Source organism: Delftia lacustris (assembly GCF_040267515.1).
GTDB lineage: Bacteria > Pseudomonadota > Gammaproteobacteria > Burkholderiales > Burkholderiaceae_C > Comamonas > Comamonas tsuruhatensis.
On record NZ_CP141274.1, the window covers coordinates 166,939 to 191,475 of the forward strand.

A 24,537-nucleotide genomic window follows, 5' to 3' on the forward strand; every position below is an offset into this window, starting at 1 on the left:
ATGGCCGTATCCAATCCTTCTCCGGCCCTGCTGGCGGCCGCCGTGCAGCCCCTGCAGCCTGTGCAGCCTGTGCAGCCCGTAGAGATGCCGCAGCGCGCCTGCCGATGGCAGGCCTGCGCCGTGCCGCTGGCCTGCGTGGCGCTGCTGGCGCTGGCCGGCCCCTGGTGGTCGGACTATCTGTCGGACCTGGTGGTCAAGACCATGATCCTGGCCATCTTCGCGCTCAGCCTGCAGCTGCTGGTGGGCGGCACGGGCCTGGTGAGCCTGGGGCATGCGGCCTTCATGGGCCTGGGCGCCTATGCCGCCGTGCTGTCCGCAGGCAACGAGGGCGGCAGCCTGCCGGCCATGCTGGGCTGGGCGCTGCTGGCCTCGGGCGGTTATGCGCTGCTGGTGGGCCTGCTGAGCCTGCGCACGCGCGGCATCTACTTCATCATGGTGACGCTGGCCTTCGCACAGATGGCCTACTTCGTGGTCCACGACACGGGCATCGGCGGCGGCAGCGATGGCATCTACCTGATGGCCCGGCCCGCGCTGGGCGCCATCGACATGGAAATCCCGCGCGTGCAGTACTACGTGGTGCTGGCCGCCCTGGTGCTGGTCTATGCCTTCCTGGCCGGGCTGCGCCAGTCGCGCTTCGGCGCGGCGCTGGCGGGCATACGCGTCAACGAACAGCGCATGCGCGCGGCCGGCTTCACCACCTACGGGTACAAGCTCGCGGCCTTCGTGCTGGCCGGCATGCTGGCCGGCGTGGCAGGCTTTCTGCTGGCGGTGCGCGATGCCGTGGTCAACCCCGAGCTGCTGTCCTGGCACCACTCGGGCGAGGTGCTGCTGATGGTCATCCTCGGCGGCCTGGGCTCGCTGCGCGGCGCCGTGCTGGGCACGGTGGCCTTCGTCGCGCTCAAGGAGGTGCTGTCCACGCATGCCATCGTCGGCCCCATGGCCGACCACTGGCAGCTGAGCCTGGGCCTGGCCATCATCGTGCTCGTGGCCCTGCTGCCGAAAGGACTGATGGGGCTGATCGGGCTGGCGGGCCTTGCACGGCAACGCGCCGGAGTACACAACGAGGTCCACCACAAGGAGGCCGGACATGGCTGATGCGGCACTGCTTTCGGTGCGCGGCCTCACGCGCCGCTTCGGCGGGCTCACGGCCGTGGGCGGCGTGGACCTGGACCTGCACGAGGGTGAGGTCCACGCCGTGATCGGCACCAACGGCGCGGGCAAGTCCACCCTGGTCAACATGCTCTCGGGCGAGCTGGCGGCCAGCGCGGGGCGCATCGCGCTCGCGGGCCAGGACGTCACGCGCATGCCCCAGCCCCGGCGCGCGCGTGCCGGCGTGGGCCGCAGCTACCAGCGCACCACCATCTTTCCCGAGTTCTCGGCGCTGGAGAACTGCCGGCTCGCGGCCCAGGCGCAAATGGCGCTCAGGCCCTGGCAGCTGGGCCTGTCCGCACAGCGCTGCGCGGACAGCCTGCGCCAGGCCCATGCGGCCCTGGAGCGTGCGGGCCTGGCCGGGCATGCCCAGGCCGTGGCCGGCACGCTGAGCCATGGCGCCAAGCGCCAGCTGGAAGTGGCCATGTGCCTTGCCACCGGCCCGCGCGTGCTGCTGCTGGACGAACCGCTGGCCGGCATGGGCGCCGAGGAGACCGAGCGCATGCTGGCCCTGCTGCAGGAGCTCAAGCGCGGCCATGCGGTACTGCTGGTCGAGCACGACATGGACGCCGTGTTCCGCATCGCCAACCGCATCACCGTGATGGTCAACGGCAGCGTGGTGGCCACGGGCACGCCAGCGCAGATCCGTGTCGATCCCGTGGTCCGTACTGCCTATCTCGGAGAAGACGATGACTGAGCCCATGTTCGCCATCGACGAGCTGCATACCTACTACGGCGACAGCCACATCCTGCAGGGCGTGAGCCTGGCGCTGGGCGCGGGCCAGGCCGTGGGCCTGCTGGGGCGCAACGGCATGGGCAAGACCACGCTGATCCGCACACTCATGGGCTATGTGCCGGCACGCTCCGGCCGCCTGCGCGCCGATGGCCGCGACTGCACGGGCGCGCCGCCCGAGCGCATGGCGCGGCTGGGCATTGGCTATGTGCCAGAGGGGCGCGGCATCTTCCCCAACCTCAGCGTGCGCGAGAACCTGGTCATGAGCGCCCGCCCCGGCCTGCAGGGAGAGCGCCACTGGACGCTGGAGCGCGTGCTCGACACCTTCCCCCGGCTCGCGGAGCGCCTGGCCAACGGCGGCGACCAGCTCTCTGGCGGCGAGCAGCAGATGCTGTCCATAGGCCGCGCGCTGATGACGCACCCGCGCCTGCTCATCCTCGACGAAGCCACCGAAGGACTGGCCCCCCTGGTCGTCGCCGAAATCTGGCGCGTGATCGCCGCCATCCGCAGCACCGGCATCTCCACCCTGATCGTGGACCGCGACTACAAAAAGGTCCTGGCCCACACCGACCGCGCCGTCGTCATGGCCAAGGGCCGGCTGGCGCTGCAGGCCGACTCGCGGGAGCTGCTGGCGCAGCCGGAGCGCCTGTCGGAGTTGCTGGGGGTTTGATCAGGGCTGGGCCGCCACCGGCGGCTGCGCCGCGAGCTTGACGTTCTGCGCATGCGTGGGCGGCAGCAGCGCCATGGTCAGGCTGCAGGTGCAGGTCAGGCGGCCGGTTTCGTCGTGCAGTTCGATTGCCCAGACATGGGTGGTCTGGCCCAGGTGCACGGGGCGGGCCGTGCCCGTGACCCAGCCCTGGCGCGCGGCGCGCACATGGTTGGCCGAGACGTTCAGGCCCACGCTGCGCCAACCTTCGGGGATGGAGCAGGCCGCGGCCACCGAGCCCAGGGTCTCGGCCAGCACCACGTTCACGCCGCCGTGCAGGATGCCGTAGGGCTGGCAGGTGCGCTGGTCCACGTGCACGCGGCCGCGCAGGAAGTCGTCACCGATCTCGGTGAACTCGATGCCCAGGTGCGAGACGGCCGTGTCGGCGCTCAGCGAGGTGATGTCTTCAAGGGTGAAGCTGCGCTTCCAGATCGGCATGGGAGAAGTCCTGTGGGTGCAACGAAAAAGACGGCCCCGTGGGCCGTCCTTGCATGCTACGCCAGTCCGGGCAGCCATGCCGATGGCCGCCTGTAGCCCAGGAGACTGCGCGCTGGCGCGCTTGCGCGGGTCAGGCGCGCATGTCGCCCGTTTCGACAAAGCGCTGGTGCCAGCTCAGCGCTTCGCCCAGGATGTGCGGCGTGTGCAGCGCGCCCTGGCGCTGGGCGCGGTCGAAGTAGTCCTGCAGCTGGGGGCGGAAGTCGGGATGGGCGCAGCGGTCGATGATGACCTGGGCGCGCTTGCGCGGCGACAGGCCGCGCAGGTCGGCCAGGCCCTGCTCGGTGACGATGATCTGCGTGTCGTGCTCGGTATGGTCCACATGCGAGCACATGGGCACGATGCAGCTGATCTTGCCGCCCTTGGCCACCGAGGGCGTGACGAAGAAGGACAGGTAGCCGTTGCGCGCGAAGTCGCCCGAGCCGCCGATGCCGTTCATCATCCCCGTGCCCATGACGTGGGTGGAGTTGATGTTGCCGTAGATGTCGGCCTCGATCATGGAGTTCATGGCGATCACGCCCAGCCGGCGCACCAGCTCGGGGTGGTTGCTGATCTCCTGGGGGCGCAGGATGATGCGCTCGCGGTAGAAATCGATGTTCTCCTCGAAGTCCCTGTAGGCGCTGCCGGACAGCGAGATCGAGGTGGCCGAGGCGCGGCTCATCTTGCCTGCGCGCAGCAGGTCCAGCATGCCGTCCTGCAGGACCTCGGTGAAGCCCAGCAGGTTCTCGAACGGCCCCGTCAGCAGGCCGGCCAGCACGGCGTTGGCCACGTTGCCCACGCCCGACTGGATGGGCAGCATCTCCTTGGGCAGGCGGCCCATCTTCATCTCGTGCGCGAGGAAGTCGATGATGGACGCGGCGATCAGGTTGGAGTTGGCGTCGGGCTGGGCGAAGACGTTGTCGCGGTCGCCCTTGTGGGTCTCGACCACGGCGACCACCTTGGCCGGGTCCACGCGCAGGTAGGGCTCGCCGATGCGGTCATCGGCATGGGTCAGGGCAATGGGCACGCGGCGCGGCGGGATGGCCGTGCCGTAGTAGATGTCGTGCATGCCTTCCATCTTGGCCGGCGGCTTGGTGTTGACCTCCAGGATCACCTTGTCGGCGATCTCCAGCCAGGTCTTGTTGTTGCCCACGGCGGTGGAGGGGATGAGGCGCCCGTCCTCGGTCACGCCCAGCACCTCGACCACGGCCACGCTCATGGGGCCCAGGAAGCCGAACCACGCATGCTGGGCCACGTGGGACAGGTGCATGTCGATGAAGTCGATCTCGCCGGCATTGATCCTGGCGCGGCAAGTGGGGTCGGTGTTGAAGGGCAGGCGCTGGCCCAGTGCGCCGGCCTCGGCCAGGGCGCCGTCCATCTCGGCGGCCGTGGAGGCGCCGGTCCAGACATTGATCTTGTAGGGCCGGCCGGCCGCGTGTTCGCTCTTGGCGTGCTGGGCGATGGCCTGGGGCAGGGCCTTGGGGTAGCCCGCGCCCGTGAACCCGCTCATGCCGACGTTGACGCCGTGGGGGATCAGGGCGGCGGCCTGCTCGGCCGTCATGGTGCGCGAAAGGAATTCTGGGAAACGTACGCGGTCTGCGAGGGACATCTATGGCTCCGGCTGACGGCTCGCGCCAGCCGGCAGGGTGCCGCAGCGCTGGCTTGCAAGCCTAAAAAAAAACCGCCCCATGCAAGAACGCAAGGGCGGTATATCTCCGGAAACCGATGGTAGCAGCGCTGGCAGCGGCCCTCGGGTTTCCCCGTAAAGGCCCTGCCGCGCAGTCAAAGGCTCAAAGATTGTTTGTGCGCGCTCACATTCAATGAATCAGCGGCTGATCGTCGCGTGCGTGATCCAGCAGCGCGTACAGGATGATGGCGCCGAAAGTCGCGGTCCCGATGCCGCCCAGCGCGAAGTCGCCGAACTTGAGCGTGAAGTCGCCCGTGCCCAGGATCAGGGTAATGGCCGCCACGATCAGGTTCTTGTTCTGCGAGAAGTCCACGCGGTTGTCCACCCAGATCTTGGCGCCGGCCACGGCGATCAGGCCGAACACCACGATGGACACGCCGCCCATCACGGGCAGCGGGATCGCCTGGATCAGCGCGCCGAACTTGGGCGAGAAGCCCAGCAGCACGGCCAGGACGGCGGCCACGAAGAACACGGCCGTCGAGTAGATGCGCGTGGCGGCCATCACGCCGATGTTCTCGGCATAGGTGGTCACGCCGGTGCCGCCGGCCGCGCCGCTGACCATGGTGGCCACGCCGTCGCCGATGAAGGCCCGGCCCATGTACTGGTCCAGGTTCTTGCCGGTCATGGCGGTCACGGCCTTGATGTGGCCCAGGTTCTCGGCCACCAGGATGATGACCACGGGCACGATGAGCACCATGGCCGGGCCGCTGAACACGGGCGCGTGGAACTGGGGCAGGCCGAACCAGGCGGCGTTGGCCACGCCCGACAGGTCCACGGGCTTGCCCATGCCCAGCACATTGGTGAACAGGCCGTACAGCAGGCTGGCGGCGATCAGGCCCACCAGGATCAGCAGGCGCTGCACCATGCCGCGCGTGAACACGGCCACCAGGCCCACGCAGACGAAGGTCAGGGCCTGCATCCACGACTCGAAGTTGTTGGCCGCCATGTTCTTGACGGGGATGGCCGCCAGATTCAGCCCGATCACGGCCACCACGGCGCCCGTGACCACGGGCGGCATGAAGCGCTCGATCCAGCGCGTGCCCACCAGCTGCACCACCAGGCCGATCAGCGCATAGACCGCGCCGCAGGCAATGATGCCGCCCAGCGCCACGCCGATGTTGCCGTTGGCGCCCTTGCCGCCATAGGCCGTGGCTGCGATCACCACGCCGATGAAAGCAAAGGACGAACCCAGGTAGCTGGGCACCTTGCCGCCCGTGATCAGGAAGAAGATCAGCGTGCCGATGCCGCTCATGAGCACGGCCACGTTGGGGTCGAACCCCATGAGGATGGGCGCCAGCACGGTGGAGCCGAACATGGCGATCACGTGCTGTATGCCCATCAGCCCGGTCTGGGGCCAGGGCAGGCGCTCATCGGGGCCGATCACGCCTCCCCGTTGCAGCTGGTCGGCGGATTTCTCCGTCCATTGGAAAAGGCCCATGTGGCATCGCTCCTTGTAAAAAATTGGCGCGATATTAGAGGCATTTGTTTTCTGGCAGGAGGGGGCGAGCGGAAATTTTTTCCCAGTGTTTGTGCGCAGATACGCGATCCGGCCCGCAGACTTTGTCGCCCAGGTGCCAGGCTAGTGGCTTTCCCGTCTGGGCTCGCGGGCAGCGCGCGCGTACCGTGGCCGGTCATGAGCCACACCCCTGCCTTCATCCCCCAGATCCGCCTGTACCAGGACTGGCTGCGCGAGCGCCACGGCCTGCAGTTCGACAGCTACGACGCGCTGTGGCGCTGGTCGGTGACCGACCTGGACGCCTTCTGGCAAAGCATCTGGGACTACAACGCGCTGCAATCGCCTACGCCGCACACGGCCGTGCTGGAGCGCAACACCATGCCCGGCGCCCAGTGGTTTCCGGGCGCCCAGATCAACTACACGCGCCAGGCGCTGCGCCATGTGGATGCCGCCCATGCGGCCGGCATGCCCGCCGTGGTCAGCCGCAACGAGACGGGCCGCCACCGCGAACTGTCCTGGCCCGAGCTGCGCCGCCAGGTCGCCGCCCTGGCCCTGCACCTGAAGGCCCAGGGCGTGGGCCGCGGCGACCGCGTGGCCGCCTACCTGCCCAACATCCCCGAGGCCATGGTCGCCCTGCTGGCCACGGCCAGCCTGGGCGCCGTCTGGAGCATCTGCGCGCCCGACATGGGCACCAACGCGGTGCTGGACCGCTTTCGCCAGATCGCGCCCAAGGCGCTGATCGCCGTCGATGGCGTGCACTACGCCGGGCGCGATATCGACCGCATGGCCGTGCTGGCGGAGCTGCGCGCAGGCCTGCCCAGCGTGGAGCATGTGGTCCTTGTGCCCAACCTGGACCTGCAGGCCAGGCTGGCCGATGCCGCCGACTACGGCCAGGTCACGGCCCGCGACGACGCGGCCACGGCGGCCTTCGAGCCCGAATGGCTGCCCTTCGACCACCCGCTGTGGATCGTCTACTCCAGCGGCACCACCGGCCTGCCCAAGCCCATCGTCCACGGCCATGGCGGCATGGTGCTGGTGGCCCTGCAGCTCAAGGCCCTGCACAACGACGTGGGCTGCAGCTACCACCCCAACAGCTGGGGCGAGCGCTACCACTGGTACAGCTCCACGGGCTGGGTGATGTGGAATGCCCAGGTCTCGGGCCTGCTGGGCGGCACCACCTGCGTGATCTTCGACGGCAGCCCCGGCGGCAGCAAGGACAGGCCCGACTGGGGCGTGCTGTGGCGCTTCGCGGCCGAGACCGGCGTGACCAGCTTCGGCTCGGGCGCGGCCTTCTACGCCAACTGCATGAAGGCCGGCGTGGACCTGGCCCAGTGCGGCGACCTGTCGCGCATCCGCAGCCTGGGCACCACGGGCTCGCCGCTGTCGCCCGAGGTGCAAAGCTGGGGCACGGCGCAGTTCGCAGGCATGGGGCGGCCTGACATCTGGTGGAACAACATCTCGGGTGGCACCGACTTCGCGGGCGCCTTCATCGGCGGCCACCGCGAACTGCCCCAGCAGCCGGGCATCATGCAGTGCCGCCAGCTGGGCGCGGCCGTGGAGGCCTGGAACGAGCAGGGCCAGCCCGTCATCGACGAGGTGGGCGAGCTGGTCTGCACCCAGCCCATCCCCTCCATGCCGCTGTACCTGTGGGGCGATGCGGACGGCAAGCGCTACCTGTCCAGCTACTTCGACATGTACCCGGCCGGCCATGGCCGCGCGCCCGGTGGCGGTGACGGCCCCGCCGCCATGGGCCCGGTCTGGCGCCACGGCGACTGGATACGCATCCTCCCGGAGGGCGGCTGCATCATCTACGGCCGCAGCGACGCCACCATCAACCGCCACGGCCTGCGCATGGGCACCAGCGAGATCTACAGCGCCGTCGAGGCCCTGCCCGAAGTGCTGGACTCCATGGTCGTGGACCTCGAATACCTGGGCCGCGAAAGCTACATGCCGCTGTTCGTGGTGCTGCGCCCGGGCGTGGATCTGGACGACGCCCTGCGCGCGCGCCTGCAGGGCGCCATCCGCCAGGCCCTGTCGCCGCGCTTCGTGCCCGACGAGATCGTGCAGGTGGCTGAGATCCCGCGCACGCTCAGCGGCAAGAAGCAGGAGCTGCCCATCAAGAAGCTGATGCTGGGCCAGCCGCTGGACAAGGTGGTCAACAAGGAGGCCATGGCCAACCCGGGCTGCCTGGACTGGTACGTGGGCTTTGCGGCGCAGCATGCCAAGGCACAGGCTGCCTGATATTCAAACGGTATCAGTGGCTCGGTTTTTAATATTGGACTGCGACAGACCGGCTGCCTAGAGTGGGGTCCAACCATGGAGCCCTGCAATGAGCGTGCTTGATTCCCTTGCCCTGACCCGCATCCCCGCCGAGGACGAAGCCCTGCGCGCCGAGGTGCGCGCCTTCCTCGCCCAGGCCATAAGCGGCCTGCCGCCCCATGTGCGTGCGCGCTCCTGGGGCGGCTACAGCGCCGAATTGAGCCGGCAACTGGGCGAAAAGGGCTGGATAGGCGTCACCCTGCCGCGCGAGTACGGCGGTGGCGGGCGCAGCGCCTTCACGCGCTACGTGCTGGTGGAGGAATACCTGGCCTGCGGCGCGCCCGTGGGCTCGCACTGGATTGCCGACCGCCAGAGCGGCCCGCTGATCCTCAAGTACGGCACCGAGGCGCAAAAGCAGTTCTACCTGCCGCGCATCTGCCGGGGCGAGGCCTTCTTTTGCATCGGCATGAGCGAGCCCGGCGCGGGCTCGGACCTGGCCAGCGTGAAGACGCGCGCCGCGCCGAACGGCAAGGGCTTCGTGCTCAACGGCCAGAAGATCTGGACCAGCAACGCCCACCACTGCCACTACATGATCGCCCTGGTGCGCACCTCGGGCGAGGCGGGTGACCGGCACAAGGGGCTGTCCCAGGTCATCGTGGACCTGTCGCTGCCGGGCGTGACCGTGCGGCCCATCACCGACCTCTCGGGCGACAGCCATTTCTGCGAAGTCTTCTTCGACAACGTGCAGCTGCCGCCCGACGCCCTGATCGGCCAGGAAGGCCAGGGCTGGGAGCAGGTCACGGCCGAGCTGGCCTTCGAACGCAGCGGGCCCGAGCGGCTGTTCTCCAGCATCGTGCTGTTCGACGAATGGCTGGCCTGGTTGCGTGCAACGGGCGAGCGCAGCGAAGGCGCGCTGCGCCTGGCCGGCCGCGTGTTCACCGAGCTGGCCCCGCTGCGCGCCATGTCGGTTGCCGTGCAGGACAAGCTGGTGCGCGGCGAAAGCCCCATCGTCGAGGCGGCCCTGGTCAAGGAGCTGGGCACGACGCTGGAACAGTCCATTCCCGCCGCCATCGCCGACGACCTGTTCGCACGCGAGGCGTCCGAGGTTCCGCTGGAGCTGCTGCGCACCCTCAACTACGTGACGGAGGTGGCACCTTCGTACTCGCTGCGCGGCGGCACGCGCGACATCCTGCGCGGAATGATCGCGCGTGGCCTCGGCCTGCGTTGAATAAGGTTCCCCCTGAGTTGGGGCGCGCCAGTTTCAAACGGAACGCCCAAGGCCTGGCGTCATGTGTCATGAATGGAGAGAGACATGGAAGACGATTTGTTTGCCGATGCCGCACGCCAGCTGCTGCAGGGCGAGTGCACGCCCGCGCGGGTGCGCGCCATCGAGGCCGGGGGCTCGCCCCGGGCGCTGTGGCAATCGCTGGAGCAGGCCGGCTTTGCCGATGCCCTGGTGCCTGAGCACGCGGGCGGCGCGGGGCTGGCGCTGGCGCAGCTGTTCGATGTGTGGTCGCTGGCCGGCGCCCATGCGCTGCCCGTGCCGCTGGGCGAGACCATGCTGGCGCGCGCGCTGCTGGCTGGCGCGGGGGCGGAGCGTCCACCAGGCGCCATCGCGTTGGCGCAAGGCCTGCTCCAGCCGGATGGCAGCCTGCACTGTGCACCCGTGCGCCTGGGCGCGGTGGCGGACAGCGCGCTGGTGCAGCATGCGCAGGGCTGGAGCCTGCTGCCCGTGGCGCAGGCGCAGTCCGAGCCGGCGGCCTTCTGCCTGGACGTGAACCTGCGCTGGAGCGCCGATCAGGTCCGCGCAGCACCTGCTCCCGATATCGCCCTGCCGGATGGGCTGGACCTGCGCACGCTGCAGGCCGGCCTGGTGGCGGCGCAGCTGGCGGGCGCGCTCATGGAGGTGTTCCAGCGCACGCTGCAGTATGCGAATGACCGCCAGCAGTTCGGCCGCCCCATCGGCAAGTTCCAGGCCATTCAGCACCAGCTGGCGGTGATGAGTGAGCATGTCTTCGCCGCGCGCATGGCGGCCCGGCTGGGCTGCTCGGGGCAGGGCATCTTCCCCGATCGGCTGCGCGTGGCCGTGGCCAAGGCGCGCTGCAGCCAGGCCGCGCTGGCCGTGGCCGAGGCGGCCCACGCCATCCACGGCGCCATGGGCTTCACCGAGGAATACGACCTGCAACTGTTCACGCGCCGCCTGCATGCCTGGCGCCAGACGGCCGGCTCCGAGTCGTACTGGCACGGTGTGGCAGGCGCCGCGCTGGTCCATGGCCACGCGGGCAGCACGCTGGACCTGATCCGTTCGACCACCGACATCACCGCATAAACCCTTGCTCAAGGAGTCTTCTCCATGTCCTTTCTGAACATCGCCCGCGACGGCGCCATCTGGACCCTCACCATGAACCAGCCCGAGACGCGCAATGCGCTCACGGGCAACACGGCCGTGGAGGAATTCGTGCAGGTCTGCGACGAGATCCGGCGCGACGCCTCGGTCAAGGCCGCCATCCTCACGGGCGCCGGCCCCATCTTCAGCTCGGGCGGCAACGTCAAGGACATGCAGCGCTTCTTCGACGACGCGCTCACGCCCGACGCCATCCGCGAGGAGTACCGCCAGGGCATACAGCGCATTCCGCGTGCCCTGACCCAGCTGGACGTGCCCGTGATCTGCGCCATCAACGGCCCGGCCATCGGCGCGGGGCTGGACCTGACCTGCATGTGCGACATCCGCATCGCCAGCGAGACGGCCACCTTTGCCGAGAGCTTCGTGCGCGTGGGCATCGTCCCCGGGGACGGCGGCGCCTGGCTGCTGCCGCGCGCCGTGGGCCGCGCCAAGGCGGCCGAGATGGCGTTCACGGGCGAGGCCATCGACGCGCAGGAGGCCCTGGCCTGCGGCCTGGTCAGCCGCGTCGTGCCGGCGGACCAGCTGCTGCCCACGGCACGCGCACTGGCCGACAAGATCGCCGCCAACCCCGGCGCCGTGATGCGCATGACCAAGCGCCTGCTGCGCGAGGGCGAGCACAGCACGCTGGAATCGCTGCTGGAGCTGTCCGCCGGCTACCAGGCCCTGGCCCACAAGACCGCCGACCACCGCGAGGCCGTGATGGCCTTCGTGGAGAAGCGTAAGCCCCGGTTTCAGTGACCGGGCCCGCCCGGCCCCCGCCACGGGGGCATGGGCCGTGTGTGACACAACACAAATGGACACTCCCCGGTGCCGGCCTCCCGGCGGGAGTGGGCGCCCATGTACTGCACACACAGTACACTTTGCGCGTCGAGAGGCAACTCTCCCATCCACCGCACTCCCAGTCCCATGGCCGTTGAAACGACGAGTACTGCCCGCCCCAGCTTCGACCTCAAGAGCGCGCAGCTGCCCGTGGTGGCCGTGACCCTGCGGGATACCGACGTACGTGCGCTCGTGGCCGACCTGGCCCAGCGCCTGGCCGACGACCCGGATTTCTTCGACAACGACCCCGTGCTGATCGACCTGGCCCATGTGCGCGAGGCCGAGGAGGCCATCGACTTCGCCGTGCTCGTGGAGGCGCTGCGCTTTCACCGCACCGTGCCCGTGGCCGTGCGCGGCGGCAGCCCCGCCCAGATGGAGGCGGCGCGCGCCGCAGGCCTGGCGCCCGCGCCCGAGGCCGCACCCGTGCGGCCCACGGTGCCCGAGATCGAGATCCAGGAAGTCGTGCGCGAGATCGAGGTGGTGCGCGAGGTGCCTGCTCCCCAGGCCGACGCCCTCATCGTGGACAAGCCGCTGCGCTCGGGCCAGCGCGTCTATGCGCGCGGCACCGACATCGTGGTGCTGGCCATGGTCAGCTATGGCGCCGAAGTCATCGCCGACGGCAACGTCCATGTCTACGCGCCGCTGCGCGGCAGGGCCATCGCCGGGGCGCGCGGCAACACCGAGGCGCGCATCTTCAGCACCTGCATGGAAGCACAGCTGCTGTCGATTGCCGGCATCTATCGCACAATCGAGACCGATCTCCCGGCGGACGTAGCTGCCAGGCCCGCCAAGGTGCGTCTCGACGGCGAGAAAATCCTCATCGAGCCGGTATGACACCGGACCCTTCTTCTTTGCTCTCCAGTCTTTAAGGAACCGTGCAAACATGGCCAAAATAGTCGTCGTGACCTCCGGCAAGGGTGGCGTGGGCAAGACCACCACCAGCGCCAGCTTCGCATCGGGCCTCGCATTGCGCGGGCACAAGACCGCCGTCATCGATTTCGACGTGGGCCTGCGCAACCTGGACCTGATCATGGGCTGCGAGCGCCGCGTGGTCTACGACCTGATCAACGTCATCCAGGGCGAGGCCAACCTCAACCAGGCCCTGATCAAGGACAAGCAGTGCGACAACCTCTTCGTGCTGGCCGCCTCCCAGACGCGTGACAAGGATGCGCTCACGCAGGACGGCGTCAAGAAGATCCTGGACGACCTGGCGGGCATGGACTTCGAGTACATCGTCTGCGACTCGCCGGCCGGCATCGAAAGCGGCGCGCTGATCGCCATGCACTTCGCCGACGAGGCCCTGGTCGTGACCAACCCCGAAGTCTCCTCCGTGCGCGACTCCGACCGCATCCTGGGCATGCTCAGCTCCAAGACCGCGCGCGCCATCGCGGGCGAGACCGTCAAGGAACACCTGCTGATCACGCGCTACAACCCCAACCGCGTGCAGGACGGCCAGATGCTGTCGCTGGAAGACATCCAGGACATCCTGCGCATCGAGCTGATCGGCGTCGTGCCCGAGTCCGAAACCGTGCTGCAGGCCTCCAACCAGGGCATTCCCGCCGTGCACATGCAGGGCTCGGACGTGGCCGAGGCCTACCAGGACGTGGTCGCGCGCTTCCTGGGCGAGGAAAAGCCCATGCGCTTCACCGAAGCGCAAAAGCCCGGCTTCTTCAAACGCATGTTCGGGGGGAGGTAAGCGGCCATGTCCATGCTCTCTTTCCTGCTCGGAGAAAAGAAGAAGACGGCCTCGGTGGCCAAGGAGCGCCTGCAGATCATCCTCGCGCGCGAGCGCGTGGGCGGCAATGGCGGCGGTCCCGACTACCTGCCTGCGCTGCAAAAGGAGCTGATGGCGGTGATCTCCAAGTACGTGGACATCGACGTCAACGACATCAAGGTGCACCTGGAGCGCCAGGAAAACCTGGAAGTGCTCGAAGTCAAGATCGAGCTGCCCGACGCCTCGCGCTGAGCGCCGCCCGGCGCCGTGCTCAGCCCAGGCGCAGCGTGCAGCGCAACCCGCCCAGCGGGCTCGGCCCCATCTCCAGCGATCCACCATAGGTCTCGGCGATGTCGCGCACGATGGCCAGGCCCAGGCCGTGGCCCTGGGCCTGTTCGTCGAAGCGGACACCGCGCTCCATGGCCTGCGCGAGATGCTCCGGTGCCAGGCCTGGGCCGTCGTCATCGATCTGCAGCAGCGTCGTCGTGCCATCCTGGCACACGGCCAGCGTGACGCGGCTGCGCGCCCACTTGCCGGCGTTGTCCAGCAGGTTTCCCGCCATCTCCTCCAGGTCCGAGGCCGCGCCGCGCCAGCGCCGCCCATGGCCGGGCAGCGGCGTGGAGGTCTGGATGGACCAGGACAGGTGCCGCTGGGCGTGGATCTGGCGCATGGCATCCAGCAGCCGGGCCAGCACCTCATCCAGCGCCACGCTGCCGGCGCTGCCGGCGCCGCTGGCGAAGCGCGCCAGATGGCGGTCGATGGTGTGGGACATGGCCTGTACCTGGTCACGCAGCCACGGGCCATCGACCTGATGGCCGCGTGCCTGGATGCCGAGCACGGCCAGCGGCTTCTTGAGCGCATGGCTCAGGTCGGCCGCCTGGTGGCGCGCGCGCTCCACGACCTGGGCATTGCGCTGCAGCACCTGGTCCACGGCCTCGGCAATCGGGTCCAGGTCGGGGCCGAAGTGCCGCCCCAGCTGCGTGCGTGTGCCGTCTTCCATGTCCTGCAGCGCCTGCTGCAGGCTGCGCAGCGGCTGCAATCCCAGGCGCACCAGCGCCACCGTGCACAGCAGCAGCGCGGCGACCAGGCCCAGCTCGGTGACCAGCAGGATGCGGTCGATTCGGCGCCATTCCTGGCGCGTACCGTCCAGCGGGCCGAAGACATGCAGCTGCACGCGCCGGCCCGCGACATCGAAGCTGCGGCGCAGTCCCAGCAGTTCGCGCCCCTGCGGCCCGCGCAGCGACAGCAGCGTCTCGCTGCCCTTGTGCCGGGGCCAGGGACGGGCGTCGTCCAGCTCCAGGCTGTCGTCCCAGACCGAGCGCGACTGCTGCAGCCGCCCGTCCTGCTCCAGTGTCCAGTACCAGCCCGAGAAAATGCGGCCGAACTCGCCGCGATTGAGCCGCGTGCCCTGTCCGGTCAGGGGCCCAGGGGACTGCAGCTCGGCCTGCAGCCGCTCGGCGCGGTCCTGCAGGCCGGCCTTGAAGCTGCGCAGCACCGCATCGTGCAACTGCTCGCGCAGCAGCCAGCTGGCGGCCGTGCCGCAGGCCAGCGTGGCCACCAGGCTCAGTGCCAGCAGGCGCTCCGACAGGCCCCAGTGTCTAGGACGCATGGTCGCCGCTGGCCTGCTGCAGGCGAAAGCCCCGTCCGCGCTCGGTATGGATCAGGCCATGCGGGGACAGTTTGCGGCGGATGCGGCCGACCAGCACGTCCACGGTGTTGGAGTCCGGGTCCAGGTCGCGTGCGTAGACATGCTCGCTGATGTCGGCGCGGCTGACGAGCTGTCCATGCCGGTTGGTCAGAAAGCTCAGGATGCGTTGCTCCTGCGCGGTCAGCGCAAGCGGCCGTCCTTCGAGCGTGAAGCGGTCTGCCATGGTGTCGTAGGCCAGCGGGCCTATCTGCACCAGGGGCCGGCTGCCGCCTGCTGCGCGCCGGTGCAGCACGCGCAGCCGCGTGACGACCTCCTCGTGCAGAAAGGGCTTGGTCAGGTAGTCGTCCGCGCCGGCCTGGAAAGCCGTGAGCTTGTCGCTCCAGCGGTTGCGGGCCGTGAGCACCAGCACGGGAAAGGAGCGGCCCTGCTCGCGCCAATGGCGCAGCACCGAGACGCCGTCCTGTCCTGGCAGCCCCAGGTCCAGCAAGGCGGCGTCATAGTGTTCGACGCTGCCCAGTTCCTGGGCGAGGCGGCCGTCCGCGCAGCACTCGGCCAGCATGCCGGCCTCCTGCAGGATGGCCTGCAGGCCTGCAGCAAGATCGGCGTCGTCTTCGACGATGAGCACCCGCATCAGCGCAGTCCGTCCTCTTCGATGGGCTGGCCGCTGTACGCATCCACATGCACTTCGATGCTGCGGCCGGCGCTCAGCTGCAACTCGACCTCGTAGTAGGCGCGCTGCCGGACGTCGATCTTGAGCTCGGCCTCTGTGGCGCGGGCCTGGTACTTGCGCTCCAGTTCCTCAAGAATGCGCGGCAGCGGTTGCAGCGTGGCGGCCTGCTCCCGGCTCAGGACAGGCTCCGCCAGGATGCGGCCCGTCTGGGCGTCGGCGCGCAGCAGCTGCTCACGGCCTTCGCGCGTGAGCAGCTGGATCTCGTAGTAGGGCCTGGGGCTGCGCGTTTCCTCCAGCTCGATCTGCAGCACGGTGCCGGGATGCAAGCGGGTGACGGCTGCCGCCACGGCGGACATGGGTATCAGCACGGCGGTGGTCGCGCCCGGCCGGGGGATGTCCTGTCCCGTGACTGCATCGATATAGATCTCCGTGCGCTGGCCATTGGCGAGCTTGATTTCGTACCAGCGCCGGCCGTCGGCGCCGCGCTCGAGTTCGATGTCGATGACGCGCCCTTTGTGGCGCTGCTGCACGTCCTGGAGGATTTCCGCCAAGGGCCGCAGGCGCTTCGACTGCACCTCGCGGCGCACGCTTTCATGCTCCGCTGGCGTGGTGGCAGAGGCGGGCGCCAGCGGCAAGGCCAGCAAGGCAGCAAGTGCGAGGCGGAGTTTCACGGCCACGCATCTTATGTGCACGTTCTTAAACAGTGCATGAACGCGCCATTCATGCGCGGTTTAGGCGCCTTTGCCGACACTGCAGGCGGTTGCACCGATGGCCCCGCCGCGGTGCCTTTTCATCTGTTTCTTTCTGGCATCGAACACCATGCATTTTCTTCGCTTTTCCCGCTCCGCCCCGCCATTGCCTCGGGTCCTGGGCGCTGGCGCGCTCTCGCTGTCCGTGCTGCTGGCCGCCTGCGGCGGTGGCGGCGGCGGGGCTGACAAGCCCGCCCCCACGCCGGTCACTCCCAGCGCCAGCTATGCGTCGGGCACCATTGACGGCTTCGGCTCCATCCTGGTCAATGGGGTGCGGTATGACGAGCGCCAGGCCCGGATCACCGATGGCGATGGCGTCCTGCTGGCCAGCGATGCGCTCAAGCTGGGCATGGCGGTCCATGTCACGGCCGACCCCGTGACCACCGGCAGCGATGGTGTGGCGCGCGCCATGGCCCGCCAGATTCTTGTGCGCAGCGATCTGGAAGGTCCGTTGAGCGCGGTCGTGGGCGACCGGCTGACCGTACTGGGCCAGACCGTGATCGTCGATGCGGCCACGGTGTTCGAGGACGGCCGCGCGGCGGCGCTGCAGGTCGGCCGTGTGCTGGAAGTCCACGGCCTGCGCGATGCGCAGGGCCGCATTCTTGCCAGCCGCATCGAGATCGAGGATGACGCCGACGAGCCCTGGCGCCTGCGCGCGCCTGTGGATGCCGTTGACGCGTCGCGCCGCACCCTGCGCATCGGCGAGGCCGTCGTCAACTGGAGCGGCGTGCAGGTTGCCGCCGCGCTGGCTGCCGGCGACGTGGTCAGCCTGCGCCTGGCGCGCCAGCCCGATGCCGCCGGCCTGTGGGTGGCCACCGCACTGTCGGTGCAGCGTCCCACGCTGCCCGAACAGGCGGGCGTGGAGGCCGACGTCACCGGCCATATCACCCGCATGGACTCGCCGACCCGCTTCGTCGTGGACGGCCTGAGCGTGGACGCGGGCAGCGCCGCACGCCTGCCCGCAGGCCTGGCCGTGGGCGACCTGGTCGAGGTCGAAGGCATGTTCCAGGACGGGGTGCTTCGCGCCTCCGAGGTCGAGCGCAAGCTGCGGCTGGACAGTGACGATGGCTTCGAGATCGAGGGCCGCATCACCGCTGTCGACAGCCTGGCCGGCATCTTCGAGCTGCGCGGCGTGCGCGTGGACTATCGCAATGCGCGCTTCGAGGATGGCAGCGCTGCCCAAATTGCCGTGGGGCGCGTGGTCGAGGTCAAGGGCCGGCTCTCGGTCGATGGCGCGATGGTGGTGGCCACCGAGGTCGAGTTCGACTAAGGGTTCGCGTTCGCCGCAGGCCGCATCGCCTCGCTCTGCGCACGCGCGGCGGCGGGGCGCACCCACAGCAGGTAGGCGGCGCCCAGCAGCACGATCCACAGGCCGCCCACGACCAGCGCGGCACGGGTGTGGGGGAAGTAGCCGAGCACGCCCAGCACCAGCAGCATGAAGCCGATAGCGGCCAGCGGCGCGGTGGGCCACAGCGGGACCGGGAACTTCAGCGCGGCCACCTGCCGCGGGCTCATGCGGCGGCGCGCCGCGAACTGCGACAGCAGGATCATCAGCCAGACCCAGACCGTGGCGAAGGTGGCGATGGAGGCGATCAGCAGGAACACGTCCTCGGGAATCAGGTAGTTCAGCACCACGCCGGCCAGCAGCGCCACGGCCATCACCACCACCGTCATCCAGGGCACGCCATGGCGCGAGACGCGGCCGAAGCCGGCGGGGGCCTGGCCCTGGTGCGCCATGCCGTAGAGCATGCGGCCGGCGCCGAAGATGTCGCTGTTGATGGCCGACACGGCCGCCGAGATCACCACGATGTTGAGAATGGTGGCGGCCGAGGAAATGCCCAGGCCGCTGAAGATCTGCACGAAGGGGCTGCCCTGGCTGCCGATCTGCGGCCAGGGGAAGATGCTCATCAGCACGAACAGCGTGAGCACGTAGAACAGCAGGATGCGCAGCGGCACGGCGTTGATGGCGCGTGGGATCACGCGCGCCGGGTCCTTGGCCTCGCCGGCCGAGATGCCGATGATCTCGATGCCTCCGAAGGCGAACACCACCACCGCCAGCGAGGCGATCAGGCCCGAGACGCCATGGGGCATGAAGCCGCCGTGCACCCACAGGTTCTGCACGCCGGTCGGCGCCTGGTCGGCCGCCATGCCGAAGCCGAACACCATGATGCCCAGGCCGCCGCCAATCATGGCGATGATGGCCGCCACCTTGAGCAGGGACAGCCAGAACTCCATCTCGCCGAACACCTTGACCGAGCACAGGTTGAGCGCGCCGATGAAGCAGACGATGGACAGCACCCAGATCCAGCGCGGCACCTCGGGAAACCAGAACCCCATGTAGATGCCGAAGGCCGTCACGTCGGCCAGGCAGACGATGACCATCTCGAAGGTATAGGTCCAGCCCGTGACGAAGCCGGCGAACGGGCCCAGGTAGTCGCTGGCGTACTGGCCGAAGGAGCCGGGCACGGGGTTGTGCACGGCCATCTCGCCCAGCGCGCGCATCACCATGTAGACCGCCGCGCCCGCCAGCAGGTAGGCGATCAGCACCGAGGGCCCCGCCTGCTGTATGGCCTTGGCCGAGCCGTAGAACAGCCCCGTGCCTATGGCCGAGCCCAGCGCCATGAAGCGTATGTGGCGGGCCGACAGCCCTCGGTGCAGGCTGCCTGCAGATGGTGAACTCATGCGCTGTCTCCCCCCGTCATTGGTGAAATGGCCGCCGCATCCACGGGCTTCATCGGCCTGCGGATGGGTCTGTGCTCAGATGTATAAGCCTGTATATACAATATGCGCAGACACCGATTTCCCGGACCGGGGATTACCCGGAGGCGGGAAGGAACGGGAATGGGGGAGTGGCCGAGAGAGACGACGGGAGTGCTGCCGCGGGCCCGGGCTCAGCCCAGGCCGCCCGTGTGCATGCGGCCTGCGTGGTACAGCAGCGGCGTGTGGCCGGCCTGGTGGCTGCACTGCTCGACCTCGCCGATGAAGATCACATGGTCGCCCTCTTCATGGCGATGGCGGTTGCGGCACTCGAAGACGGTGGTGGCTTCGGTCAGCAGCGGCACGCCCTGGGCCGAGCTGCGCCAGGCGGTGTTGGCGAAGCGGTCCACGCCCTTGCGCGCGAACAGCTCGGCCAGGGGCTTTTGCGAGGCCGACAGCACATGGATGGCGTAGTGCGAGCAATGCTGGAACACGGGCAGCGAGGCCGCCGACAGCGCCATGCTCCACAGCACCAGCGGCGGTGTGAGCGAGACCGAGTTGAACGAGCTCACGGTGACGCCCACCGGATGGCCCTGCGGGCTGCGCGCGGTGACGATGGTCACGCCCGTGGCGAACTGGCCCAGCGCGTCGCGGAACTCGCGCGACGAGAACGGGGCCTGAGGGGCCAGGTTGGCCATGGCGGCAGGAGGCAGGGCGGAATTCACGGGTGCAAGAACCAGGCGGCAGCAAGGCGGCAGCAGGGCTGCCGCGTTTGGGACGGGCGCCCGTAGCCGGGCAGCAACCGTGCATTATGGGTGCGGATGCCGGCAGATGCGGCCGATGGGGATTTGGCCAGGGAGGTCTTTGCCTTGCGTGCGCCGTGCCGGCTCACAGCGCCATGCGCATCTGGGCGGGCGCGGCGTTCTCCTGCAGCCAGCCTGACATGCGGGCGCGCGCGCAGCGCTGCAGCCGCATCAGCAGTGCATGCTCGGGCCAGGCCAGCGCATAGCGCCGGCACAGGTCCTGCTGCATGCGCGCCAGCAGGGCGGCGGCCATTTCGGCATCGGCCAGCGCCCGGTGGGCACGCTCGGCCACGGGCAGGCCCAGGTGGGCGGTGAGCCGGCTCAGGCTGTGGCTGGGCGCCTCCGGGTAGATGCGGCGCGACAGCAGCACGGTGCAGGCAAAGGGCTGGGGCGCGGCCTCGCCGGCCAGGGCCAGTTCGGACTGCCAGAACTTGCTGTCGAAGGCCGCGTTGTGCGCCACCATGGGCGCGCTGCCCACGAAGCGGGCGGCATCGCGCATCACGTCCTCGGCGGGCGGCGCGGCTGCGACCATGGCATTGGTGATGCCGGTCAGCCGCGTGATGAAGGGCGGTATCCAGGCGCCCGTGCGCATCAGGCTCTGGAAGCGGTCCACGACCTGGCCGCCCTCGATCAGCACGATGGCGACCTCGGTGGCACGCGCGCCCTGGGCGGGCGCCATGCCCGTGGTTTCAAAGTCGATGACGGCAATCGGCTGCGGCATGGGGCGATTGTGCCCGGCAGTGCCCGACCGGCGTGCCGGGGCGGCTATTCCTCGGCCTGGCTGCCGTCGGCCGCGCCCAGGCGCTGCACGACCTGGTCGAGCAGGGCGTAGAGCTGCTCGATCTCTTCATGGCCCACCAGGCGCTCGATCTCGGCATAGGTCTCGGAGGAATGCGGCGCGATCTCGGCCACGATGGCGTGGCCGGCCGCCGTGAGCTCGAACTCGGCGCCGCGCATGTCGCTGGCGTGGCGCGAGCGCTCCACCAGCTGCCGGCCTTCCAGCGTCTTGAGCAGGCGCGAGAGGCTGGGCATGCTGATGTAGGTGGCCTGCGACAGCTCCATGGGCCGCAGCCTGTGCGTGACCGCCGCCATGGCGCGCAGCACGCGCCACTGCTGTTCGGTCAGGCCATGGGCGCGCAGCATGGGCCGAAAGCGCACCATGACCGATTCGCGGGCGCGCAGCAGCGCCATGGGCAGGGAGCGCGAGAAGGCGCGCAGCGGCTCGGGGGCAAAAGAGGTCGTGGTCTGGGGCATGTTCGGCAGCATCTGTCGGCTGGATTCTATGCAGCCGCCGCTCCCTCCCCGGAGCGGCGTTGCGCGCGCCTTGTCAGGCCGGGGCCTCAATAGGTCTGGCTTTTCGGCGCGGGGGCCGCTGCCTGCTTGAAGCGCGCAGCCAGCGCGCTGGTGGCCTGCACCAGCACGCTGGTGTCCAGGCCCACGGCCGTGAAGGTGCAGCCTAGCTCCAGGTACTTGCGCGCCAGGGCCTCGTTGGGCGTGAGGATGCCGGGCGCCTTGCCGGCGCGGCGTATGCGCGCGATGGCGTCGGCAATCGCCTCCTGCACCTCGGGATGGCCGGGGTTGCCGATGTGGCCCATGGAGGCCGACAGGTCGGCCGGGCCGATGAAGACGCCGTCCACGCCCTCGGTGGCGGCAATGGCGTCCAGGTGGGCCAGCGCCTGGCGCGTCTCCACCTGCACCAGCACGCAGACCTGGGCGTTGGCTTCATGGGCGTAGTTGGCGCGCCGGCCCCAGGCCGAGGCGCGTGCGCCGCCCATGCCGCGGATGCCGCCCTGGCCGTCGGCCTGCGGATAGCGCGCGGCGCGCACGATGCGTGCGGCCTGCTCGGCCGTGTCCACCATGGGCACGAGCAGGGTCTGCACGCCGATGTCCAGGTACTGCTTGATCAGCATCTCGCCGACCTCGCCGTGTCCCATGGGCACGCGGGCAATGGCATGGCTGTCGGGATAGGCCGCGATGGCCTGCAGCTGCGCCAGCAGGGTGCGCGTGTCGTTGGGCGAATGCTCGCCGTCGATCAGGAGCCAGTCGAAGCCGGCGCCCGCGCAGATTTCCGCCGAATAGGCGTCGGCCAGGCCCAGCCACAGGCCGATCTGGGGTTGGTCGGCCGCAATGGCGGCCTTGAAGCGGTTCACAGGTGTCTGCATGGTGTGATTGTCCGGGCCTCAGTGGCCCATGCACAGGTACTTGGTGCTCAGGTATTCCTCTATGCCGGCGGCGCCGCCCTCGCGGCCCATGCCCGACTGCTTGACGCCGCCAAACGGCGCCACGGCCGTGCTGATGATGCCGCTGTTGATGCCCACCATGCCGTACTCCAGCGCCTCGCCCACGCGCCACACGCGGCCCACGTCGCGGGCGTAGAAGTAGGCGGCCAGGCCGTACTCGGTGTCGTTGGCCATGCGGATGGCCTCTTCCTCGGTCTTGAAGCGGAACACGGGCGCCACGGGGCCGAAGACCTCTTCCCTGGCGATGCGCATGCGGTCCGTGGCGTTGGCCAGGATGGTGGGCTCGTAGAAGGTGCCGCCCAGCGCGTGGCGCTTGCCGCCCAGCACGACCTCGGCGCCGTTCTTCACGGCATCGGCCACCAGTTCCTCGACCTTGTCCACGGCGGCCCGGTCGATCAGCGGGCCCTGGCCCACGCCGGCCTCCAGGCCGTTGCCCACCTTGAGGGCCTGCACGGCGACCTTGAGCCTGGCCATGAAGGCGTCGTACACGCCGTCCTGCACCAGCAGGCGGTTGGCGCACACGCAGGTCTGGCCGGTGTTGCGGTACTTGGAGGCCATGGCGCCTTCGACGGCGGCATCCAGGTCCGCGTCGTCGAAGACGATGAAGGGCGCATTGCCGCCCAGCTCCAGCGACATCTTCTTGAGCGTGGGCGCGCATTGCTCGGCCAGCACGCGGCCCACTTCGGTGGAGCCCGTGAAGGTCAGCTTGCGCACGGCCATGCTGGCCGTGAGCACGCCGCCGATGGCGCGCGAGGAGCCCGTGATCACGCTGAACACGCCCTCGGGAATGCCCGCGCGCTGGGCCAGCTCGGCCATGGCCAGGGCCGACAGCGGTGTCTGCTGCGCGGGCTTGACGATGATGGTGCAGCCCGCCGCCAGGGCGGGCGCGACCTTGCGCGTGATCATGGCGGCCGGGAAGTTCCAGGGCGTGATCGCGGCGCAGACCCCCACCGGCTCCTTGGTCACGATGATGCGCTTGTCGGCCCAGGGCGCGGGCACGGTGGAGCCGTAGATGCGGCGCGCTTCCTCGGCAAACCACTGCACGTAGGAGGCCGCATAGGCGATCTCGCCGCGCGACTCGGCCAGGGGCTTGCCCTGCTCGCTGGTCATGATCAGGGCCAGGTCCTCCTGGTTTTCCATCATCAGCTCGAACCAGCGATGCAGCAGGCGTGCGCGGGCCTCGGCGGTCTGCTGCTTCCAGAGGGCGAAGGCGCGCTCGGCGGCGGCGATGGCGCGCTGCGTCTCGGCCTCGCCCATGCGGGGCACATGGCCGACGGCTTCGCCCGTGGCGGGGTTGTGGACGTCGATGCGGCTGCCATCGTCGGCGGCCAGCCATTGGCCGTCGATCAGGCAGAGGTTCTTGAGCAGGCTGGGGTCGCGCAGTGCAAGCGGCATGGGAAATCTCCAATAAGGGCGGGGCAGGCGTCGGGACGACGGCGCCTAGACAAAACGGAACTGCAGCCGGCCCAGCGGGCCGTAGTCGGCATCGAACAGGTCGCCAGGCTTGGCGGCCACGGGGCGCGTGAACGAGCCCGCCAGCACGGTCTGGCCGGCCTCCAGGGCTTCGCCCCAGGGCGAGAGCTTGTTGGCCAGCCAGGCCACGCCGATGGCGGGATGGCCCTGCACGCCGGCAGCCAGGCCGGTCTCCTCGACCACGCCGTTGCAGCGCAGTATGGCGCCGCACCAGGGCAGGTCTATCACCTGGGGGTCAGCGCGGCCGGCGCCGGTGACGATGCCCGCATTGGCCGCGTTGTCGCTGATGGTGTCGTAGACCTTGCGCATGGCCTTGGTGTGGCGGTCGAATTGCTCGATGCGCGCGTCGATGATCTCGATGGCCGGAGTCACATGGTCGGTGGCGTCCAGCACGTCCTGCAGCGTGATCTCCTTGCCGCCGGGCAGGCCCGGGCCGCGCAGCGGCGCCTTGAGCACGAAGGCCAGCTCCACCTCCACGCGCGGCGCGATGAAGTGGGCGGCCGGGATGTCCAGCACCTGGCCCGGCGTGCAGCGGTAGAGCATGCTGTCGAGCAGGGTGCCGTAGTCGGGCTCGTCGATCTGGCTCGATATCTGCATGGCGCGCGAGGTCAGGCCGATCTTGTGGCCTATCACCTTGCGGCCCGCCGCGATCTGCAGGCGCACCCATTCGCGCGAGACGCGGTAGCCATCCTCCACGGTCATGCCGGGAAAGCGCTTGGAGAAATGCTCGACCTGCACGCGCGTCTTCTCGCTGCGGTCCAGCTCCTGGGCCAGTTGGGTCAACAGTTCTTGGGTAAACATTTTTTCAGTTATTCAGTACGTTGTTGCTTCACTTGAGGCGTTTGATACTGGCGCG

The 24,537-nt window shown here is 69.2% G+C and carries 24 protein-coding genes; 11 read left to right on the plus strand and 13 right to left on the minus strand.

Features of this window, described 5'->3' with window-relative positions; all coding sequences use genetic code 11:
• Genes U6958_RS02225 through U6958_RS02235 form a run of 3 tightly spaced genes read left to right on the plus strand, consistent with a single transcriptional unit; the run spans nucleotide 1 to nucleotide 2,552 of the window.
• A complete protein-coding gene (locus U6958_RS02225) occupies nucleotides 1–1,095 on the plus strand; it encodes a branched-chain amino acid ABC transporter permease (RefSeq protein ID WP_074921169.1) in 1,095 nt (364 codons plus the stop codon).
• Nucleotides 1,088–1,846, plus strand: a complete 759-nt coding sequence (locus tag U6958_RS02230) for an ABC transporter ATP-binding protein (protein WP_074921170.1) — start codon at nucleotides 1,088–1,090, stop codon at nucleotides 1,844–1,846. Before U6958_RS02225 ends, U6958_RS02230 begins: the two co-directional genes overlap by 8 nt.
• On the plus strand, nucleotides 1,839–2,552 hold the full coding sequence (locus U6958_RS02235) for an ABC transporter ATP-binding protein (RefSeq protein WP_016452267.1): 714 nt from the start codon (nucleotides 1,839–1,841) through the stop codon (nucleotides 2,550–2,552). The genes U6958_RS02230 and U6958_RS02235 overlap by 8 nt, the downstream gene beginning before the upstream one ends.
• Here U6958_RS02235 and U6958_RS02240 read toward each other — a convergent pair whose 3' ends face one another.
• From U6958_RS02240 to U6958_RS02250, 3 genes are all read right to left on the minus strand, one after another.
• Nucleotides 2,553–3,026 (minus strand): hotdog fold thioesterase, encoded by a 474-nt coding sequence (locus tag U6958_RS02240; protein WP_012202024.1) that lies wholly within the window; start codon nucleotides 3,024–3,026, stop codon nucleotides 2,553–2,555. It lies immediately after the preceding gene.
• Between the two features lie 130 nt (nucleotides 3,027–3,156).
• Nucleotides 3,157–4,671, minus strand: coding sequence for an acetyl-CoA hydrolase/transferase family protein (locus U6958_RS02245; RefSeq protein ID WP_012202025.1), 1,515 nt, complete (start codon nucleotides 4,669–4,671; stop codon nucleotides 3,157–3,159).
• A 208-nt stretch (nucleotides 4,672–4,879) separates the two neighbouring features.
• Nucleotides 4,880–6,187, minus strand: a complete 1,308-nt coding sequence (locus tag U6958_RS02250) for a solute carrier family 23 protein (protein WP_061287526.1) — start codon at nucleotides 6,185–6,187, stop codon at nucleotides 4,880–4,882.
• Nucleotides 6,188–6,382: 195 nt separating this feature from the next.
• On the opposite strand from U6958_RS02250, the gene U6958_RS02255 reads away from it, so the two are divergent.
• From U6958_RS02255 to minE, 7 genes are all read left to right on the plus strand, one after another.
• Nucleotides 6,383–8,446: an acetoacetate--CoA ligase gene (locus U6958_RS02255; RefSeq protein WP_074921171.1), complete on the plus strand. Its 2,064-nt coding sequence runs from the start codon at nucleotides 6,383–6,385 to the stop codon at nucleotides 8,444–8,446.
• A gap of 88 nt (nucleotides 8,447–8,534) precedes the next feature.
• On the plus strand, nucleotides 8,535–9,692 hold the full coding sequence (locus tag U6958_RS02260; RefSeq protein ID WP_074921172.1) for an acyl-CoA dehydrogenase family protein: 1,158 nt from the start codon (nucleotides 8,535–8,537) through the stop codon (nucleotides 9,690–9,692).
• Between the two features lie 84 nt (nucleotides 9,693–9,776).
• Entirely contained in the window at nucleotides 9,777–10,793 is a 1,017-nt protein-coding gene (locus U6958_RS02265; protein WP_074921173.1) for an acyl-CoA dehydrogenase, read from the plus strand.
• A gap of 24 nt (nucleotides 10,794–10,817) precedes the next feature.
• A complete protein-coding gene (locus tag U6958_RS02270; RefSeq protein WP_074921174.1) occupies nucleotides 10,818–11,606 on the plus strand; it encodes a crotonase/enoyl-CoA hydratase family protein in 789 nt (262 codons plus the stop codon).
• A 168-nt stretch (nucleotides 11,607–11,774) separates the two neighbouring features.
• Nucleotides 11,775–12,521 carry a septum site-determining protein MinC gene (gene minC, locus U6958_RS02275; RefSeq protein ID WP_034348623.1) on the plus strand — a complete coding sequence of 249 codons (747 nt, stop codon included), beginning with the start codon at nucleotides 11,775–11,777 and terminating at the stop codon, nucleotides 12,519–12,521.
• Nucleotides 12,522–12,570: 49 nt separating this feature from the next.
• Nucleotides 12,571–13,383, plus strand: a complete 813-nt coding sequence (gene minD / locus U6958_RS02280) for a septum site-determining protein MinD (RefSeq protein WP_017405686.1) — start codon at nucleotides 12,571–12,573, stop codon at nucleotides 13,381–13,383.
• Nucleotides 13,384–13,389: 6 nt separating this feature from the next.
• Nucleotides 13,390–13,653 (plus strand): cell division topological specificity factor MinE, encoded by a 264-nt coding sequence (gene minE / locus U6958_RS02285; protein WP_012202033.1) that lies wholly within the window; start codon nucleotides 13,390–13,392, stop codon nucleotides 13,651–13,653.
• Between the two features lie 19 nt (nucleotides 13,654–13,672).
• On the opposite strand, the gene U6958_RS02290 is transcribed toward minE, so the two are convergent.
• Genes U6958_RS02290 through U6958_RS02300 form a run of 3 tightly spaced genes read right to left on the minus strand, consistent with a single transcriptional unit; the run spans nucleotide 13,673 to nucleotide 16,390 of the window.
• Nucleotides 13,673–15,010 carry a sensor histidine kinase gene (locus tag U6958_RS02290; RefSeq protein ID WP_074921175.1) on the minus strand — a complete coding sequence of 446 codons (1,338 nt, stop codon included), beginning with the start codon at nucleotides 15,008–15,010 and terminating at the stop codon, nucleotides 13,673–13,675.
• Nucleotides 15,000–15,680 carry a response regulator transcription factor gene (locus U6958_RS02295; RefSeq protein ID WP_013800000.1) on the minus strand — a complete coding sequence of 227 codons (681 nt, stop codon included), beginning with the start codon at nucleotides 15,678–15,680 and terminating at the stop codon, nucleotides 15,000–15,002. Before U6958_RS02295 ends, U6958_RS02290 begins: the two co-directional genes overlap by 11 nt.
• A complete protein-coding gene (locus tag U6958_RS02300; RefSeq protein ID WP_223275184.1) occupies nucleotides 15,680–16,390 on the minus strand; it encodes a PepSY domain-containing protein in 711 nt (236 codons plus the stop codon). Before U6958_RS02300 ends, U6958_RS02295 begins: the two co-directional genes overlap by 1 nt.
• Before the next feature lie 148 nt (nucleotides 16,391–16,538).
• On the opposite strand from U6958_RS02300, the gene U6958_RS02305 reads away from it, so the two are divergent.
• Nucleotides 16,539–17,738 (plus strand): DUF5666 domain-containing protein, encoded by a 1,200-nt coding sequence (locus U6958_RS02305; protein ID WP_074921255.1) that lies wholly within the window; start codon nucleotides 16,539–16,541, stop codon nucleotides 17,736–17,738.
• Here the strand turns inward: U6958_RS02305 and U6958_RS02310 are convergent.
• From U6958_RS02310 to hpaH, 7 genes are all read right to left on the minus strand, one after another.
• Complete coding sequence (locus U6958_RS02310) at nucleotides 17,735–19,150, minus strand: amino acid permease (RefSeq protein ID WP_074921176.1); 1,416 nt, start codon at nucleotides 19,148–19,150, stop codon at nucleotides 17,735–17,737. The two genes, U6958_RS02305 and U6958_RS02310, sit on opposite strands and share 4 nt — an antisense overlap.
• A 209-nt stretch (nucleotides 19,151–19,359) precedes the next feature.
• On the minus strand, nucleotides 19,360–19,863 hold the full coding sequence (locus U6958_RS02315) for a flavin reductase family protein (RefSeq protein ID WP_016452255.1): 504 nt from the start codon (nucleotides 19,861–19,863) through the stop codon (nucleotides 19,360–19,362).
• A gap of 190 nt (nucleotides 19,864–20,053) precedes the next feature.
• Nucleotides 20,054–20,689: a PolC-type DNA polymerase III gene (locus tag U6958_RS02320; RefSeq protein WP_074921177.1), complete on the minus strand. Its 636-nt coding sequence runs from the start codon at nucleotides 20,687–20,689 to the stop codon at nucleotides 20,054–20,056.
• Nucleotides 20,690–20,733: 44 nt separating this feature from the next.
• Nucleotides 20,734–21,222 carry a homoprotocatechuate degradation operon regulator HpaR gene (hpaR, locus tag U6958_RS02325; RefSeq protein ID WP_016447335.1) on the minus strand — a complete coding sequence of 163 codons (489 nt, stop codon included), beginning with the start codon at nucleotides 21,220–21,222 and terminating at the stop codon, nucleotides 20,734–20,736.
• Between the two features lie 86 nt (nucleotides 21,223–21,308).
• Nucleotides 21,309–22,130 (minus strand): aldolase/citrate lyase family protein, encoded by an 822-nt coding sequence (locus U6958_RS02330; protein ID WP_012202038.1) that lies wholly within the window; start codon nucleotides 22,128–22,130, stop codon nucleotides 21,309–21,311.
• Between the two features lie 18 nt (nucleotides 22,131–22,148).
• Nucleotides 22,149–23,603: an NAD-dependent succinate-semialdehyde dehydrogenase gene (locus U6958_RS02335; RefSeq protein WP_074921178.1), complete on the minus strand. Its 1,455-nt coding sequence runs from the start codon at nucleotides 23,601–23,603 to the stop codon at nucleotides 22,149–22,151.
• A 45-nt stretch (nucleotides 23,604–23,648) separates the two neighbouring features.
• Nucleotides 23,649–24,482 carry a 2-oxo-hept-4-ene-1,7-dioate hydratase gene (gene hpaH / locus U6958_RS02340; RefSeq protein WP_074921179.1) on the minus strand — a complete coding sequence of 278 codons (834 nt, stop codon included), beginning with the start codon at nucleotides 24,480–24,482 and terminating at the stop codon, nucleotides 23,649–23,651.
• Between the last annotated feature and the right edge of the window lie 55 nt (nucleotides 24,483–24,537).

What these genes read in the sequence shown, in the direction of transcription:
- U6958_RS02295 (WP_013800000.1), bottom strand. Translation starts at nt 15,680, where the DNA reads ATGCGGGTGCTCATCGTCGAAGACGACGCCGATCTTGCTGCAGGCCTG.
- U6958_RS02255 (WP_074921171.1), top strand. Translation starts at nt 6,383, where the DNA reads ATGAGCCACACCCCTGCCTTCATCCCCCAGATCCGCCTGTACCAGGAC.
- U6958_RS02270 (WP_074921174.1), top strand. Translation starts at nt 10,818, where the DNA reads ATGTCCTTTCTGAACATCGCCCGCGACGGCGCCATCTGGACCCTCACC.
- U6958_RS02330 (WP_012202038.1), bottom strand. Translation starts at nt 22,130, where the DNA reads ATGCAGACACCTGTGAACCGCTTCAAGGCCGCCATTGCGGCCGACCAA.
- U6958_RS02315 (WP_016452255.1), bottom strand. Translation starts at nt 19,863, where the DNA reads ATGGCCAACCTGGCCCCTCAGGCCCCGTTCTCGTCGCGCGAGTTCCGC.
- minE (WP_012202033.1), top strand. Translation starts at nt 13,390, where the DNA reads ATGTCCATGCTCTCTTTCCTGCTCGGAGAAAAGAAGAAGACGGCCTCG.
- U6958_RS02305 (WP_074921255.1), top strand. Translation starts at nt 16,539, where the DNA reads ATGCATTTTCTTCGCTTTTCCCGCTCCGCCCCGCCATTGCCTCGGGTC.
- U6958_RS02245 (WP_012202025.1), bottom strand. Translation starts at nt 4,671, where the DNA reads ATGTCCCTCGCAGACCGCGTACGTTTCCCAGAATTCCTTTCGCGCACC.
- minD (WP_017405686.1), top strand. Translation starts at nt 12,571, where the DNA reads ATGGCCAAAATAGTCGTCGTGACCTCCGGCAAGGGTGGCGTGGGCAAG.
- U6958_RS02290 (WP_074921175.1), bottom strand. Translation starts at nt 15,010, where the DNA reads ATGCGTCCTAGACACTGGGGCCTGTCGGAGCGCCTGCTGGCACTGAGC.
- U6958_RS02240 (WP_012202024.1), bottom strand. Translation starts at nt 3,026, where the DNA reads ATGCCGATCTGGAAGCGCAGCTTCACCCTTGAAGACATCACCTCGCTG.
- U6958_RS02335 (WP_074921178.1), bottom strand. Translation starts at nt 23,603, where the DNA reads ATGCCGCTTGCACTGCGCGACCCCAGCCTGCTCAAGAACCTCTGCCTG.
- U6958_RS02310 (WP_074921176.1), bottom strand. Translation starts at nt 19,150, where the DNA reads ATGAGTTCACCATCTGCAGGCAGCCTGCACCGAGGGCTGTCGGCCCGC.
- hpaR (WP_016447335.1), bottom strand. Translation starts at nt 21,222, where the DNA reads ATGCCCCAGACCACGACCTCTTTTGCCCCCGAGCCGCTGCGCGCCTTC.
- minC (WP_034348623.1), top strand. Translation starts at nt 11,775, where the DNA reads ATGGCCGTTGAAACGACGAGTACTGCCCGCCCCAGCTTCGACCTCAAG.
- U6958_RS02225 (WP_074921169.1), top strand. Translation starts at nt 1, where the DNA reads ATGGCCGTATCCAATCCTTCTCCGGCCCTGCTGGCGGCCGCCGTGCAG.
- hpaH (WP_074921179.1), bottom strand. Translation starts at nt 24,482, where the DNA reads ATGTTTACCCAAGAACTGTTGACCCAACTGGCCCAGGAGCTGGACCGC.
- U6958_RS02265 (WP_074921173.1), top strand. Translation starts at nt 9,777, where the DNA reads ATGGAAGACGATTTGTTTGCCGATGCCGCACGCCAGCTGCTGCAGGGC.
- U6958_RS02320 (WP_074921177.1), bottom strand. Translation starts at nt 20,689, where the DNA reads ATGCCGCAGCCGATTGCCGTCATCGACTTTGAAACCACGGGCATGGCG.
- U6958_RS02260 (WP_074921172.1), top strand. Translation starts at nt 8,535, where the DNA reads ATGAGCGTGCTTGATTCCCTTGCCCTGACCCGCATCCCCGCCGAGGAC.
- U6958_RS02250 (WP_061287526.1), bottom strand. Translation starts at nt 6,187, where the DNA reads ATGGGCCTTTTCCAATGGACGGAGAAATCCGCCGACCAGCTGCAACGG.
- U6958_RS02235 (WP_016452267.1), top strand. Translation starts at nt 1,839, where the DNA reads ATGACTGAGCCCATGTTCGCCATCGACGAGCTGCATACCTACTACGGC.
- U6958_RS02230 (WP_074921170.1), top strand. Translation starts at nt 1,088, where the DNA reads ATGGCTGATGCGGCACTGCTTTCGGTGCGCGGCCTCACGCGCCGCTTC.